Raw genomic sequence first — 15441 nt, 5'->3', positions numbered from 1 at the left:
GGCCGGCCGTGGGGGCGGCGGGTTGGGCCGAAGCCGGCAGTGCAAACGCACCGGCCAGGGCGGCGGCGGCTACAGCGGCGGTCAGGCTACGTTGGAAGAGGGCCATGGTGTACTCCTGTGAGGTGGTTTCCATCGGATCTGCCAAGAGGTTCGGCAGTGCATGGCTGCAAGTGTGCGGTTTCTGTGTAAGCCGTTGGTGAGGCTTTGCTGCTGCTGTGTAAAGTAATACAAAGCTGGGTTGTCGCGCCGCGGTCAGGCGGGTGGTGGTTGTAAGTGTTTTTGCCACCCAAGCCAGGCACAACGGGCGCTGACAGCTCTTATTTTCATGACGGAACGGCCCGCAGACCGTGCCCCGTCACAGACTTTGATGCAGATTCAGGAAAAGGTGACTGCGTGTTCAAGAACATGATCGTGTACCGCATTGCGGCGCAATGGCAGGGCTCGCTGGAGCAGGTGGAAGCGGCGCTGCAGAAGGCGCCCTTCCAGCCCTGTGGTGCCACACAGGAGCAGTCGTCGGGCTGGGTGCCGCCACGCGGCGAGGCCCACGGCCTGCTGGCCGAAAGCGTGGGCGGACAGTGGATCCTGCGCTTCATGAGCGAATCCAAGATGCTGCCGGCCAGCGTGCTGAACCGCAAGGTGCAGGAAAAGGCCGATGCCATCGAACTGGAGTTTGGCCGCAAGCCGGGCAAGAAGGAAAAGCGCGACCTCAAGGACGAGGCCAAGCTGGACCTGCTGCCCATGGCCTTCACCAAGCAGTCCAGCATGTGGGTGTGGATCGACCCCCAGGCCCAGCTGCTGGTGCTGGACACCGGTGCCCAGGGCAAGGCCGACGAGGTGGTGAGCCTGCTGGTGGAAAGCCTGCAGGGCTTTGGCGTGGCCCTGGTGGATACCCAGACCAGCGCCCAGGCGGCGATGGCCCACTGGCTGCTGACGCAGGAAGCGCCGGCGGGCTTTTCCATCGACCGCGAATGCGAGCTCAAGGCCGCCGATGAGTCCAAGGCCGTGGTGCGCTATGCCCGCCATCCGCTGGACATCGACGAGGTCAGGCAGCACGTGGAACACGGCAAGCTGCCCACCAAGCTGGCCATGACCTGGGACGAGCGCGTCAGCTTTGTGCTGACCGATGCCCTGCAGGTCAAGAAGATTGCGCTGCTGGATGCCGTGCTGGACCAGGCCGGTGACGAGGGCGGCTTTGACACCGATGTGGCGATTGCCACCGGCGAGCTGAGCAAGCTGATCCCCGACCTGTTCACGGCCCTGGGCGGCGAAGGCCGCACCGCCGTGGGCGATGCGGTGGGCACGGCCGTGCCTGCCGGCCGCAAGGGCGTGGTGACCGGGGCCGCGAGCGCACCGGTGGACACGGCCCCGGAAGAGGCACCGTTCTAAGGGCGGCCCACGCAAGCCTGGGGGCGTGGTGGCTGTGCCGGGTCGTACGCACGTCCGGTCCGCGGCTGCGCACCTCGTCTCTAGCGCCCATCTCCGAGGAACGGGGTTGTGTGGGCCGCTTGAAGATCACAGGCCCCAGGTCTGGCTGGCCGCAGCGGGGGCTGGGGGCGTTCAGTGCAGGGCGCTGCCGGGGCGCCCACCCCGGGGGTGGCGCAACTGCTTGTCGTGGTACATGGCGTGGTCGGCCTGCTGCAGTGCCTGGTCGACGCTGAAGTCGCCGGACACCGGTACCACGCCCACGCTGGCGCCAGGGTAGTGCAGGGTGCTGCCCTGGGGCAGCACCAGGTCGCAGACCGAGGCGGCGCGCAACCGCTGCTCCAGCCCCTGCTGCGCCACGGCCATCTCGCGCGCCGTGCCTTCGACCGGTGTGACCACCACAAACTCATCCCCGCCCATGCGGGCCACCATGTCGCCCGCGCGCAGGCTGTGGTGCAGCTGCTGCGCCAGGGTGCGCAGCAACAGGTCGCCGACCGCATGGCCGTGGCGGTCGTTCACGGCCTTGAAGCCGTCCAGGTCGATGAAGGCCACCAGCACGCTGCTGTGCGTGCGCTGGGCGCGCGCCAGCAGGCGCTGCAGCTCCTCGCGCAGCGCGGCGCGGTTGGGCAACTGGGTCAGCGGGTCGGTGAACGCCTGGTGGGCCAGCTGCGCGTTGTGGGCCTGCAGGCGTTGCAGCAGCTGTTCGCGCTCCACATGCTGGGCGATCAGCTTGGCAAACAGCTGCAGCACGCTTTCGGTGTCCGGCGGCAGCAGGGCGGTCTGGGCGCTGGCTGCGCACAAGGTGCCGTACAGGTGGCCGTCCGACATGCGCACGGGCGCGCTGACATAGGTCTGGATCCCCAGTGCCCGTGCCGCCTGCGAGTCACCCCAGCATTCGGCCACATCCGTGGTGCACATGCGCCCCTCGCTCAGGGCGCGCCGGCACAGCGTGTCCTGCCACGGCACGGACAGGCCTTCGGGGATCTGCATCTGCCGCGTGTTGCGCGCATAGAGCACGTGCTGCAAGTCCTGCTCCAGATCGATGCGGGTGAGGTAGGTGGACTCCAGCTGGGTGACCTGCTCCAGCATTTCCAGCAGCGGGCGGACCAATTCTTCCTGGCTCTGGGCCTGGTGCAAGGAATGGGAGAGGCGAGTCAGCAGGGGATCCATGGCAAACAACCGTCAGCGTGCCGCAGGGGCGTGGGGAAGGGACATCGGGACCGCCAAGCATAGTGGCTGTCGCGCGCTGTCTGGACCATGCTTTCCGCCGTACTGGCAGGGTTTTCGCGTAGGGGCGGGGGCAGTTTTCAGAAACAGGAGCTGCTTGCGCAGACTGCGTGCGGGCCAGCGCCTGAAAAGATGTGGAATGATGCAGCCTCGCGCCGGCAGCCCGGATGTGCCAGTCCCGGGGCCGCAGGTCCGTCCGGCACTGCACACCGGCCGGTGTGCGGCCGGCAGGTGCACCTGCCGGAGCGGGGTGGCGGCGCTTAGACGCGCTCGAAGATGGCGGCAATCCCCTGGCCGCCGCCGATGCACATGGTCACTAGGGCATAGCGGCCGCCGGTGCGCTGCAGCTCATAGATGGCCTTGGTGGTGATGATGGCACCGGTGGCGCCCACGGGGTGGCCCAGGGAGATGCCCGAGCCGTTGGGGTTGACCTTGGCGGGGTCCAGGCCCAGCTCCTGCGTGACGGCGCAGGCCTGGGCGGCAAAGGCCTCGTTGGCCTCGATCACGTCCATGTCCTGGACCTTCAGGCCGGTGCGTGCCAGCACCTTCTGGGTGGCCGGCACGGGACCGATGCCCATGTAGGCCGGATCGACCCCGGCGTGGGCATAGCCCACCAGGCGGGCCAGGGGCTTGACCCCCAGGGCGGCCAGGCGGTCGCCGGCCACCAGGGTGACCGCCGCGGCGCCGTCGTTGATGCCCGAGGCATTGCCGGCGGTGACGCTGCCGCCTTCCTTCTTGAACGCCGGCTTCATGCCGGCCAGCACCTCCAGCGTGGTGCTGGCGCGCACGTGTTCGTCGGTGTCGAACAGCACCGTGCCTTTGCGCGTGGCAATTTCCACGGGCACGATCTGTTCCTGGAAGCGCCCGGCTGCGATGGCGGCCGCGGCGCGCTGCTGGCTGGTGAGGGCCAGGGCGTCCTGCATCTCGCGGCTGATCTTGTAGCGCTCGGCCACGTTTTCGGCCGTGATGCCCATGTGCATCTTCTGCCAGGGATCGTGCAGGATGCCCAGCATGTAGTCGATGCTCTTGGCATCGCCCATGCGCGCGCCCCAGCGCGCAGCCTGGTCAAAGTAGGGGCCGCGGCTCATGGATTCGGAACCACCACCGATGGCCACGTCGCAGTCCCCCAGGGCGATGGCCTGGGCCGCCGAGACGATGGCCTGCAGGCCGGAGCCGCACAGCCGGTTGACGTTGAAGGCCGGAGTCTCGATCGGGCAGCCCGCGTCGATGGCGGCCACGCGCGACAGGTAGGCGTCCTTGGTGTCGGTGGGAATCACATTGCCCATCACCACATGGCCGACGGCGGCGGGGTCCAGGCCGGAACGTGCGATGGCGGCCTTGACGGCGGTGGTCGCCAGCTGGGTGTTGGCAACGTCTTTCAGGCTGCCGCCAAAAGTGCCAATGGCGGTGCGGGCGGCGCTGACGACAAAAATCTCGCGGGTGCTCATGCGGTGTCTCCAAGAATTGTTTCGAACATGGCTGGAAAGATTGTGCAACTGCAACATGAACTCGCCAAGCCTGCCCGCCCGATTGGACCGACACCGCTGCCACGGCACAACGGGCGGCTGTCTCGTGCGGTACACCGCGCACGGCACGCCGCCCTTGCGCTGGGCGATCAGGCGACGGTGTAGCCTTCTTCCCGGATGGCCTGGGCCAGAACCTCGCGCGTGCTGCTGCTCTGCACCACGACCCGGCCCGTGGCCAGGTCCACGGTGGTCGTGGCCTGGGCATCGATCTGGGCGACGGCCTGCTTCACGGCGCGTTCGCAGTGGCCGCATGTCATACCTTGGACTTGGAAAACGTGTTCCATGGGGGGCTCCTTCAGTGGGTGGTGGAAAGTACGACTGTAGCGCTGCGGCCCGCCTGTTCCACGTGGAACACGGTGGTGGCCCATGCATGCCGTAGAGTGTTTCTGGAAGTAACCATAAGACGGGGTTTTCTTTAGCCTTTGCTGTCAGTCTTGTCTGGCAAACTCTGCCCGTGGTTCTTGCGCGCCTGCATGCTTCGGTCTGCATGCCGGAGATGGTTGGTACAGGGCATCTGGCGCTGTGCTGGGTGATGTCAAGCGATAGAGAGGAAATCAGATCATGGGTCTGTTTGCACTGATGCGAATGTTCACCATCCGGGTGCGCATGCTCGGCGCCATTGCGGTGGTGCTGGTGTTGTTGGGCCTGTTGGGCGGTGCCGGGATGTTCGGCATGTTCCGCATTTACGACCTCAACCAGAGTTTTCTGAACGGTCCTTTCCAGCAGGCGGGCCTGGTGGCCAAGCTGCAGGGCCGCCTGACCCAGGTGCGCAACCTGGAGAAGGAAATGATCATCCAGTATGAGCAGCCCGAACAGCTGAAGAAGACGCACGCCGAATGGACGACCAGCCTGCAGGCGGTGCAGGCCGCGGGTGCGGCCCTGGCCCAGGTGGCCCCGGCCCAGGATGGCGCCGTGGTGCAGCAATTGCTCAAGCACCTGGAGCAGTACCAGACCCTGTTTGCGCCGGTGGCCCGCCAGCTGCTGGACAACGGCTATGACAGCGCCACCGTGGCGCAGCGCGTGGGCCGCCGTGCCGGCGCCGAATTTGTCGAGGCCGAGAAGCAGCTGCAGACCCTGGAGCAACTGCTGCAGGCCCAGGCCCAGGCCGCCGAGGCCCGCGGCAGCCAGGTGGCGTCGCAGACCCAGTGGCTGTTTGTGCTGGCGCTGGTGATCACCACCTTGGTGGTGGCACCGCTGACCCTGCTGAACATGGTGTCGATCTGCCGTCCGCTGACCGATGCCAAGCGCCTGGCCGATGCCATCGCCAAGGGCAATCTGACGGAACAGCTGGACGTGGTGGGCAAGGACGAAGTGTCCGACCTGCAGAATGCGCTGAAGGCCATGCAGGACAACCTGAACCGCATGGTGGGCCGCGTGCGCGATGCCAGCGGCAACATCGCGACCGCCAGCCAGGAAATTGCCGTCGGCAACGGCGACCTGTCGGCCCGCACCGAACAGACCGCCAGCAACCTGCAGCAGACCGTGGCGTCGCTGATGCAGCTGACGGCGACGGTGCAGCAGACCGCCTCGTCGGCGCAGATGGCCAACCAGCTGGCGGCGTCGGCCTCGCAAACCGCGGCGCAAGGCGGCTCGGTGGTGTCGCAGGCCGTGGAGAGCATGCACGAGATCTCGAGCTCCAGCCGCAAGATCGGCGACATCATCGGCCTGATCGATTCGATCGCCTTCCAGACCAACATCCTGGCGCTGAACGCCGCCGTGGAAGCCGCGCGCGCGGGCGAGCAGGGCCGTGGCTTTGCCGTGGTGGCCGGTGAAGTGCGACTGCTGGCACGCCGCAGCGCCGAAGCGGCCAGCGACATCAAGCGACTGATCCAGAGCAGCGTGAACGCCGTCGATGGCGGTGTGCGCCACGTGGAGTCGGCCGGCAAGACCATGCAGGAAATCATGGGCAGCATCCAGCGGGTTGGCGACATCATCGGTGAGATCACCGCGGCGGCCAACGAGCAGTCCACCGGTATCTCGCAGGTCAACCAGGCCGTGGGTGACATCGACCAGATGACCCAGCAGAATGCGGCGCTGGTCGAGCAGTCGACCGCGGCCGCCGAGTCGCTCAAGGAACAGACCCACCAGCTGTCGGACGTGGTCAGCCAGTTCATCCTGAGCAACCAGCCCGCAGCGCTGTCTGCTGCGACACGCCCCTACAGCCTGCCACGCGACGGCGGCGCCGTGCCTGTGGCATCCACCGCGCAGCGCGCCGAGGCGCCGCTGCTGGGCTGAGTGCGGCCACCCTTCGGGGTGGTCTCCGGCGAAAAAGGCTTCCCGCAGGAAGCCTTTTTTCATGGCCGGGCGAGAGTGGTATGCCACCGGGGCAAGTCGGTGTTGGATGGGGCTTGCCAGGTCGCGCAGGCCGGACCAAGACCATGGCCCCGTCCTTGCGGCGGATGGTGAAAGTCCTGCTCGCTCAATGGGTCAAAGACATCCCTGGGAAAGGGTGGGAAAATCAAGGGTTTGCCCATGCCTCACTCCCGACCGCGTGGGCCGCAGCCGTGGAATGCCCCCGGCTGCCACAGGTGGATGAACACACCACCGCGATGGAGCTTGAACATGCTGTACCCCCAAGAATTTGATGTGATCGTCGTCGGCGGCGGTCATGCTGGCACCGAAGCGGCGCTGGCGGCTGCCCGCATGGGCTGCCAAACATTGCTGTTGACCCACAACATTGAAACCCTGGGCCAGATGTCGTGCAACCCGTCCATCGGTGGCATTGGCAAGGGCCACCTGGTCAAGGAAGTAGATGCCCTGGGTGGAGCCATGGCCCTGGCCACCGACATGGGCGGGATCCAGTTCCGCATCCTGAACAGCTCCAAGGGGCCGGCTGTGCGGGCCACGCGTGCCCAGGCGGACCGCATCCTGTACAAGGCCGCGATCCGCGAGATGCTGGAGAACCAGCCCAACCTGTGGCTGTTCCAGCAGGCTGTGGACGACCTGATGGTGGAGGGCGATCGCGTGGTGGGCGCCGTCACCCAGGTGGGCATCCAGTTCAAATCCAAGACCGTCGTATTGACGGCCGGCACCTTCCTGGACGGCAAGATCCACGTGGGCCTGGACAACTACGCCGCAGGCCGTGCCGGCGATCCCCCGGCGGTGACGCTGTCAGCACGCCTGAAGGAGCTGAAGCTGCCCCAGGGCCGCTTGAAGACCGGCACACCACCACGCATCGATGGGCGCAGCATCGACTTCAGCCAGTGCACCGAGCAGCCCGGCGACGGCATGCCCGGCGGTGTGAACGAAGGCCATGTGCCGGTGTTCAGCTTCCGTGGTCATGCCGACATGCACCCGCGCCAGATGCCTTGCTGGATCACGCACACCAACGAGCGCACGCACGAGATCATCCGCAGCGGCTTTGACCGCAGCCCCATGTTCACCGGCAAGATCGAGGGCGTGGGCCCACGCTACTGCCCCAGCGTGGAAGACAAGATCAACCGCTTTGCCGACAAGGACAGCCACCAGATCTTCCTGGAGCCCGAAGGGCTGACGACCCACGAGTTCTATCCCAACGGCATTTCCACCAGCCTGCCCTTCGACATCCAGTACGCCCTGGTGCGTTCGATGAAGGGCCTGGAGAACGCCCACATCCTGCGCCCCGGCTACGCCATCGAGTACGACTACTTCGATCCCCGGGCGCTGAAGTCCAGCTTCGAGACCCGCCAGATCCAGGGCCTGTTCTTTGCCGGCCAGATCAATGGCACGACGGGTTACGAGGAAGCTGCCGCCCAGGGCCTGTTCGCCGGCATCAATGCCGGGCTGCAGGCGCGTGGCCAGGACGCCTGGACCCCACGCCGCGACGAGGCCTACCTGGGCGTGCTGGTGGACGATCTGATCACCAAGGGCGTGACCGAGCCCTATCGCATGTTCACCAGCCGGGCCGAGTTCCGTCTGCAGCTGCGCGAAGACAACGCCGACATGCGCCTGACCGAAATCGGTCGTCAGCTGGGCGTGGTGGGGGATGCGCAGTGGGACATGTTCAACCGCAAGCGCGACGCTGTTTCACGTGAAACAGAACGCCTGAAGGCCACCTGGGTGAATCCGCGCAGCCTGCCTGCGGCGGAAGCCGAGCGCGTGCTGGGCAAGAACATCGAGCGCGAGTACAACCTGTTCGACCTGCTGCGCCGCCCCGGCGTGGAGTACGGCACGCTGGTGTCCATGGACGATGGTAAGTACCAGTCGCAAGCGGTTTCACGTGAAACATTGGGCGAGCTGCACGAGGCCGTGCTGGAGCAGGTGGAGATTGCCGCCAAGTACTCCGGCTACATCGATCGCCAGAAGGACGAGGTGGAGCGTGCCGCGCACTATGAAACCCTGAAGCTGCCGGCCGAGCTGGATTACATGCAGGTCAGTGCCCTGTCGATCGAGGTGCGTCAGAAGCTGCAGAAGCACCGCCCCGAAACCCTGGGCCAGGCTTCGCGCATTTCCGGGGTGACACCGGCCGCCATCTCGCTGCTGATGATTCACCTGAAGAAGGGCGGCTTCAAGGAGTTCACGACCGCGGCTGCCAAGGAGTCCGCATGAGTGCCGATCTGCGCAAGCAGCTGGAACAGGGCGCTCAGGCGCTGCAACTGAATCTGTCCACGGCCCAGGTGGACCAGCTGATGGCTTTTCTGGACCTGCTGCAGAAGTGGAACAAGGTCTACAACCTGACGGCCGTGCGCGACCCGCAGGAGATGATGACCCACCACCTGCTGGACAGCCTGGCCGCTGTGCCGGCGCTGCGGCGCCATGTGCAGTCGCTGGGCAAGGCCGCGGGCGAGCGCACGGCCCAGCTGGACGTGGGCTCGGGCGGGGGACTGCCCGGCGTGGTGTTTGCCGTGTGCTGCCCCGAGGTGGACATCCACTGCGTGGACACCGTGGCCAAGAAGGCCGCCTTCCTGCAGCAGGCCGCCGTGGCACTGAAGCTGCCCAATCTGCGCGGCATCCATGCGCGCGTGGAATCGCTGTCCGGTCCGTATGACATCGTCAGTTGCCGCGCCTTTGCCTCGCTGGTGGATTTCACCACCTGGTCGCGTGCCGCAATGGCGCCGCACGCAGTCTGGCTGGCCATGAAGGGCAAGCACCCGCAGGACGAAATCGACGCACTGGGGGCTGGCGTGCAGGTGTTTCACGTGGAACCATTGACCGTCCCCGGCCTGGATGCCGAGCGTTGTATTGTGTGGATGAAGCCGGTGGCCGACACACTTTGACAGTGCATGCGGCGTGCAGCTCGCATAAACTCGGGTTTTCAATACCGGGTGCCTGCAGGACGGCAACGCATCGCGCACCGGCTGTATTGAAAGGCCTCAGCCTCCGCGCTGGGCCTTTTTCCGTTGTGCGGCCTGTGTGTGCGGCCCGCCTTGTGTGTTCTCCGGGTGCCCGGTCACTTTCCATCAGCAATCTCTCATGGCCAAAATTTTCTGTATTGCCAACCAAAAGGGTGGCGTCGGCAAAACCACTACCGCAGTGAATCTGGCGGCGGGTCTGGCCAAGATTGGTCAGCGTGTCCTGCTGGTGGACCTGGACCCCCAGGGCAATGCCACCATGGGTTCCGGCATCGACAAACGGGCCATGGAGCAGAGCGTGTACGACGTGCTGCTGGAGTCGTCGACGATCCAGGAAGCCGCCGTGCTGTCGGAAAAATGCGGCTACCACGTGCTGGGCGCCAACCGTGAACTCAGCGGTGCTGAGATCGAGCTGGTGGCGCTGGAGCGCCGCAACGAGCGCTTGAAGGCGGCCCTGGAGGTGGTGCAGTCCGACTTCGACTTCGTGCTGATCGACTGCCCGCCCAGCCTGTCCATGCTGACGCTCAACGGCCTGTGCTCGGCCCACGGCGTGATCGTGCCCATGCAGTGCGAGTACTTTGCGCTGGAAGGGCTGACCGACCTGGTCAACACCATCAAGCAGGTGCATGCCAACATGAACAAGCACCTGCAGATCATCGGGCTGCTGCGCGTCATGTTCGATCCGCGCACCACGCTGCAGCAGCAGGTCAGCGACCAGCTAAAGGCCCACTTCGGCGACAAGGTGTTCGACACCGTCATCCCGCGCAATGTGCGGCTGGCGGAAGCCCCCAGCTACGGCGTGCCGGGCGTGGTGTTCGACCCCGCGGCCAAGGGCAGCAAGGCCTTCATCGAGTTTGCCGAAGAGATGGTCCAGCGCATCCAGAAGATGTGAGGGGCGTTGGGGTTTTAAGCCAAAAAGGCCTCCAGCCCCGATGCAGTCAGCGCTGACAGCTATGAATCAAGAAGTCATGACCCCCGTTCCATCCGCCCGCGTCCTGCTGCTGCCCGGCTGGCAGAACTCGGACGCGCTGCATTGGCAAAGCCAGTGGGAAGCCCTGTACGGCTATGAGCGCCTGCAGCAGCACGACTGGCAGCGCCCGCTGCGCGGCGACTGGTCGGCGCGCCTGCAGGAGACGGTGGTGGACAGTGCCCAGCCCGTGGTGCTGGTGGCGCACAGCCTGGGCTGTGTGCTGACCGCCTGGTGGGCCGCCCATTCGCCGCTGGCCCGCACGCGGGTGCTGGGCGCGCTGCTGGTGGCCCCGGCCGATACCGAGGCCGAGCCGGTGGCGGCACAGCTGCCCGGCTGGCAGCCCGTGGCCCAGGCCCGGCTGCCGTTTCCCAGCATCGTGGTCGCCAGCCAGGACGACCCGTATTGCCGCTGGGACCGCAGCCAGCATTTCGCCCAGGCCTGGGAGGCGGAGTTGGTCGATCTCGGGCCTGCGGGCCACATCAACACCGCCAGCGGCCTGGGCCGCTGGGATGCAGGGCATGCGCTGCTGCGCCGCCTGATCAAGGAATAAGGAACAAGCATGGCAACCAAGAAACCCAAGGGTCTGGGGCGTGGTCTGGAAGCATTGCTCGGCCCCACCGTGGACGACACCCCGGCCGCTGGCAGCGGCAGCGACCTGCCCAACAGCCTGCCAGTGACCGAGCTGGTGGCGGGCCAGTACCAGCCGCGCACGCGCATGGACGAAGGCGCGCTGTACGAGCTGGCCGAAAGCATCAAGGCCCAGGGCATCATGCAGCCCATCCTGGTGCGCAAGCTGGCCCAGGGGGCACACGCTGGTAAGTACGAAATCATCGCCGGTGAGCGCCGCTTCCGCGCCTCCAAGCTGGCCGGCCTGGACCGCGTGCCGGTGCTGGTGCGCGACGTGCCCGACGAGGCCGCTGCCGCCATGGCGCTGATCGAGAACATCCAGCGCGAAGACCTGAACCCGCTGGAAGAGGCCCAGGGCCTGGCGCGCCTGGTCCAGGAGTTCCACTACACGCACGAGCAGGCGGCGCAGTCGGTGGGGCGCTCGCGCTCGGCCGCGTCCAACCTGCTGCGCCTGCTGAACCTGGCCGAGCCGGTGCAGACCATGCTCATGGCCGGCGACATCGACATGGGCCATGCGCGCGCGCTGCTGGCCCTGGACAAGGCCGAACAGATCACCACGGCCAACCAGATCACGGCGCGCAAACTGTCCGTGCGCGAGGCCGAATCCCTGGTCAAGAAGGTCGCCGAGGCCGACGACGGCACGGCGGCCAAGGCCCGCAAACCCGCCAAGTCGCGCGACGTGCAGCGGGTGGAGGAAGAGCTGTCCGACCTGCTGATGGCACAGGTCGAGGTGCGTGTGAAAAAGCGCGTCAAGCGCCACGGCAAGGTCCAGGACATGGGCGAAGTCTCCATCCAGTTTGGTTCGCTGGACGAGCTCAATGGCCTGATCGAACGCCTGCGCGGCTAAGCGGACGCGCAGCCGCTCACCCCCCAAGGCCTTCGCACGAAGGCCTTTTTTCTTTGTAGGGGCCGGGTGGCTGCGTCCCAGGCCTGCACGCATTTCAGCGCATGGGAGGGCCCTGCGGGGATCCGGTTTCGGGCACCATCGGGGGATGACATTCTTGAATCGGCTGATCTGGCCCCTGCCGGCCTTGTTGGTGTGGGCCCTGGCATGGCTCTGTTTTGGCGTACTCCAGTCCTGGGCCCCCCGGTGGGGGGCGCTGGGTGCGGCCTTGCTGGTCGGGCTGGCCGGCAGTTGGCTGGGGGCCACCTGGTGGCGGCGGCTGATGATGGCCCTGGGCTTTCCGCTGTCGTGGCTGGTGGTGTCGGCTGGGGCCGTGCCTGCCTGGCTGTGGCTGCTGCCACTGGCCGTGATGCTGCTGGTCTATCCCCTGAATGCCTGGCGCGATGCGCCGGTGTTCCCGACGCCGACCGGCGCGCTGGATGGCCTGTCGGACCGCATTGCGCTGCCCGAGGGCGCGCGCGTGCTGGATGCCGGCAGCGGCCTGGGCGATGGCCTGATGGCCTTGCACCGTGCCTGGCCGCAGGCCCGGGTGCATGGCGTGGAATGGAGCTGGCCGCTGCGCAGGGCCAGCGCCTTGCGCTGCCCCTGGGCTACGGTGCGGCGCGGGGACCTGTGGCAGGTCGACTGGGGCGATTACGCCCTGGTCTACCTGTTCCAGCGGCCCGAGAGCATGAGCCGCGCCGCCGTCAAATCGCTGGGCGAGATGCGTGCCGGCAGCTGGCTGGTCAGCCTGAACTTCCCTATCCCCGATGCGACGCCGGTGCATGTGACCACGCTGGCGGATGGCCGCGAGGTCTATGCCTACCAGGCGCCGTTGGCCGAGGTGGACCATGCCAGCGTCGAGGACGACGAGGTGGCCGGCATGCTGCCGCTGCGCACCCCGGGGATCCAGGTCAACGGGCAGAACCTGTATCCGCGCAAGGGCCGCCCGGGCGGGCGGCGGCGCTCGCACTGAGCGCTCTTGCTGCAAAGCCCTCGGGAGTGGCGCTCTCAGGCGCGCGGCGTTGGCTGCAGTGCCTCAGGGCGCGCCCAGGCCCTGGCCCAGGAAGGCGGCGGCGGTCATGCCCACGGTGCGCCGCACCAGGGCGCTGAAGGCGCTGGGGGTGTAGCCCAGCTCGGCGGCAATCTGGGCAATCGACCAGTGCCGCGCCGCCAGGGCCACGGCCTGGGCCAGCACCACCTGCTGGCGCCACTGGGTGAAGGTGCAGCCCAGCTCGCTGCGGAACAGGCGCGCCACGGTGCGCAGGCTGGCCCCGGTGTCCAGCACCCAGTCCTCCAGGCGTTCGTGCCGCGTCGGGTCTTGCAGCACGGCCTCACACAGGTTCTTCAGGCGCTTGTCCTGGGGTAGCAGCACTCCCAGGTGCATGATGCGGGCGCGGCGCAGTTCCTCGCAGATCAGGGCGCTGAGGTGGTGTTCGCGCGCCACGACGGCGGGCGACAGCGGGGCGGCTTCGTCGCTGCCGGTGTCCATTTCCACCACCAGGGCGCGCAGCAGGGGGCTGGCTTCCAGCACGCGGCACTGTTGCCAGTCCGGGGCCGCCATCCAGCGCGCCTGCGGGCCGCCACCATGCGCTTCGGGCAGGAAGTACAAGGTGTACAGGCGCGCGGTCTCCACCATGGTCACGGCGTGCTCCACCCCGGGCGGCACCCACACGGCGCGGTGCGGGGGCACGATGTAGGTGGCGTCGGCCAGCGACAGGCGGATCACGCCGCCGGTGGAAATGGCCAGCTGTGCCCAGGCGTGGGCGTGCGGCATGATCAGCGTGTCGCGGTCCAGCTCGCGCATCTTGGAGCGCACGGGGCGCTGCGCATGCGGCTGGTAGAGCACCGGGTCCAGCAGCGGAATCTGCGCCAGCGTGCGCGCGTGGCGGTGGGGGTTCACGCCGGCGGCGGCCGGTGGCAGCACAAAGTGGGCAGACATGGTGCGTGGTTGGCAGTTTTGCGATAGCTTTTGGCCGACTATCGCATACCTGCCGCGCTCCTGCTGCCTAAGATGCGACGCATGACTGCTTCCCCGATTGCAACGGCGGCCCCCGAGCGCCGCGACGCGCGCACCATTGGCCTGGTGGGCCTGGCCCATGGTTCCTCGCACTTCTTCCACCTGCTGCTGCCGCCGCTGTTCCCCTGGCTGATCGCCGACTTCAACACCAGCTACTCGCAGCTGGGCGCCATGGTGTCGCTGTTCTTCGTGGTCTCGGGCGTGGGGCAGATGCTGTCGGGCTTCCTGGTCGACAAGGTGGGTGCGCAGCGCGTGCTGCTGGCGGCGCTGGGCAGCTTTGTCTTGGCCGGCCTGATGGCGGCGGCCGCGCAGAACTACGCCATGCTGCTGGCGGCCTCGTTCTTCGCCGGTCTGGGCAATGCGCCTTTCCACCCCGTGGACTTCACCATCCTCAACAAGCGCGTCACGGCGCAGAACATCGGCCATGCGTTCTCGGTGCATGGCATCTCCGGCAACATCGGCTGGGCCATGGCCCCGGTGTTCATGATGGGCATCACCACCTGGACCGGATCGTGGCGCATCGCCTGCGTCTGCGGCGCCCTGTTTGCCGCCAGCGTGCTGGTCACCATGTGGTGCAACCGCCGCTGGCTGGACGACCGGGCCTTTGATACCGCCGCAGGCAACGCCAAGGCCCGTGCGGCGGCGGCCGCCTCGGGCGAGAGCCCGTTCGCCTACCTGAAGCTGCCCGCCGTGTGGATGTGCTTCGCCTTCTTCTTCTTCAGCACCGTGGCGCTGAGCGCCATTCAGAACTTCGCCAGCACCGTCCTGCACCTGATGTACGACCTGCCGCTGACGCAGACCGCCCTGGTGGTCACGGGCTTCATGCTGTGCGGTGCCGTGGGCATGGTTGGCGGCGGCTTTCTGGCGCAGCGCACGCAGCGGCTGGAAAAGATCATCGCCACCTTCCTGCTGCTGGCCGCTGCCTGCCTGGCCCTGGTGGCCACGGGCTGGCTGCCGGGCACGCTGGCGCTGGTGGTGGCCTCGGTGGCGGGCTTCGGTCACGGCCTGGCCGGCCCCTCGCGCGACATGCTGATCAAGCGCGCCACGCCGGCCGGGGCCACGGGCCGCGTCTACGGCACGGTGTATTCGGGCCTGGACTCGGGCTTTGCCGTGGCGGCGCCGATGTTTGGCTGGATGATGGACCACCAGTTGCACAGCCAGGTGTTCTTTGGCGCCTCGCTGGCCCTGGCCGTCAGCGTCCTGGCCGCCAGTGCGGTCGGCGTGCAACTGCACCACAAGCGCATGGCGGCGCAGGCCACAGCCTGAGCACCATTGCTTCACCCCACCAACACAAAAGGCTGCAATCGCGGCCTTTTTTTGTAGCGGTTAGCGCTTGTCCCTGCTGGATTTCAAAAAGAAAACACCTTGAAATCCAGTGATGACCAGCGCGAGCCGCTTTGATTTTTGGAGCGGATCACACCACCCGCGGTACGTCGTTGCCTTGCCGTACCGGGTGTGCGGTCTGCGGTTGCACGTTTGGCCTCGACCGCCAAGCG

At 66.9% G+C, this 15441-nt stretch carries 13 protein-coding genes; 9 read left to right on the top strand and 4 right to left on the bottom strand.

The window, feature by feature from the left end; genetic code table 11:
• Positions 1-393 precede the first annotated feature (393 nt).
• Complete coding sequence (locus tag FYM52_RS11185; RefSeq protein WP_162524703.1) at positions 394-1386, top strand: recombination-associated protein RdgC; 993 nt, start codon at positions 394-396, stop codon at positions 1384-1386.
• Positions 1387-1557: 171 nt separating this feature from the next.
• On the opposite strand, the gene FYM52_RS11180 is transcribed toward FYM52_RS11185, so the two are convergent.
• The 3 genes from FYM52_RS11180 to FYM52_RS11170 form a co-directional block, all read right to left on the bottom strand.
• Positions 1558-2592: a sensor domain-containing diguanylate cyclase gene (locus tag FYM52_RS11180; protein ID WP_154164151.1), complete on the bottom strand. Its 1035-nt coding sequence runs from the start codon at positions 2590-2592 to the stop codon at positions 1558-1560.
• Positions 2593-2909: 317 nt separating this feature from the next.
• Positions 2910-4097, bottom strand: a complete 1188-nt coding sequence (locus FYM52_RS11175) for an acetyl-CoA C-acyltransferase family protein (RefSeq protein WP_045265764.1) — start codon at positions 4095-4097, stop codon at positions 2910-2912.
• Between the two features lie 167 nt (positions 4098-4264).
• Positions 4265-4459: a heavy-metal-associated domain-containing protein gene (locus FYM52_RS11170; RefSeq protein WP_154164150.1), complete on the bottom strand. Its 195-nt coding sequence runs from the start codon at positions 4457-4459 to the stop codon at positions 4265-4267.
• Positions 4460-4736: 277 nt separating this feature from the next.
• Between FYM52_RS11170 and FYM52_RS11165 the strand changes: the two genes are divergently transcribed.
• The 7 genes from FYM52_RS11165 to FYM52_RS11135 all read left to right on the top strand — a co-directional run bounded on the left by FYM52_RS11165 (position 4737) and on the right by FYM52_RS11135 (position 12901).
• Positions 4737-6410 carry a methyl-accepting chemotaxis protein gene (locus FYM52_RS11165; protein WP_154164149.1) on the top strand — a complete coding sequence of 558 codons (1674 nt, stop codon included), beginning with the start codon at positions 4737-4739 and terminating at the stop codon, positions 6408-6410.
• A gap of 327 nt (positions 6411-6737) precedes the next feature.
• Entirely contained in the window at positions 6738-8702 is a 1965-nt protein-coding gene (gene mnmG, locus FYM52_RS11160; RefSeq protein ID WP_045265762.1) for a tRNA uridine-5-carboxymethylaminomethyl(34) synthesis enzyme MnmG, read from the top strand.
• Positions 8699-9370, top strand: a complete 672-nt coding sequence (gene rsmG, locus FYM52_RS11155; protein WP_042412058.1) for a 16S rRNA (guanine(527)-N(7))-methyltransferase RsmG — start codon at positions 8699-8701, stop codon at positions 9368-9370. Before mnmG ends, rsmG begins: the two co-directional genes overlap by 4 nt.
• A 196-nt stretch (positions 9371-9566) precedes the next feature.
• Positions 9567-10337, top strand: a complete 771-nt coding sequence (locus FYM52_RS11150; protein WP_154164148.1) for a ParA family protein — start codon at positions 9567-9569, stop codon at positions 10335-10337.
• 61 nt (positions 10338-10398) lie between these two features.
• The gene (locus tag FYM52_RS11145; RefSeq protein ID WP_238826181.1) at positions 10399-10965 is read left to right on the top strand and encodes an alpha/beta hydrolase; all 567 of its coding nucleotides are present in this window, start codon (positions 10399-10401) and stop codon (positions 10963-10965) included.
• A gap of 9 nt (positions 10966-10974) precedes the next feature.
• Entirely contained in the window at positions 10975-11889 is a 915-nt protein-coding gene (locus FYM52_RS11140) for a ParB/RepB/Spo0J family partition protein (RefSeq protein WP_154164147.1), read from the top strand.
• Between the two features lie 154 nt (positions 11890-12043).
• Positions 12044-12901 carry a class I SAM-dependent methyltransferase gene (locus FYM52_RS11135; RefSeq protein ID WP_179954947.1) on the top strand — a complete coding sequence of 286 codons (858 nt, stop codon included), beginning with the start codon at positions 12044-12046 and terminating at the stop codon, positions 12899-12901.
• A gap of 63 nt (positions 12902-12964) precedes the next feature.
• Here the strand turns inward: FYM52_RS11135 and FYM52_RS11130 are convergent, their stop codons facing one another.
• The gene (locus tag FYM52_RS11130) at positions 12965-13867 is read right to left on the bottom strand and encodes a helix-turn-helix domain-containing protein (protein WP_154164146.1); all 903 of its coding nucleotides are present in this window, start codon (positions 13865-13867) and stop codon (positions 12965-12967) included.
• A 72-nt stretch (positions 13868-13939) separates the two neighbouring features.
• Between FYM52_RS11130 and FYM52_RS11125 the strand changes: the two genes are divergently transcribed.
• A complete protein-coding gene (locus FYM52_RS11125; RefSeq protein WP_370513834.1) occupies positions 13940-15211 on the top strand; it encodes an MFS transporter in 1272 nt (423 codons plus the stop codon).
• The last annotated feature ends 230 nt before the right edge of the window (positions 15212-15441 follow it).

Source organism: Comamonas sp. CAH-2, assembly GCF_009668305.1.
Classification (GTDB): Bacteria; Pseudomonadota; Gammaproteobacteria; order Burkholderiales; family Burkholderiaceae_C; genus Comamonas; species Comamonas aquatica.
This window is presented reverse-complemented; position numbering and strand designations above follow the sequence as displayed.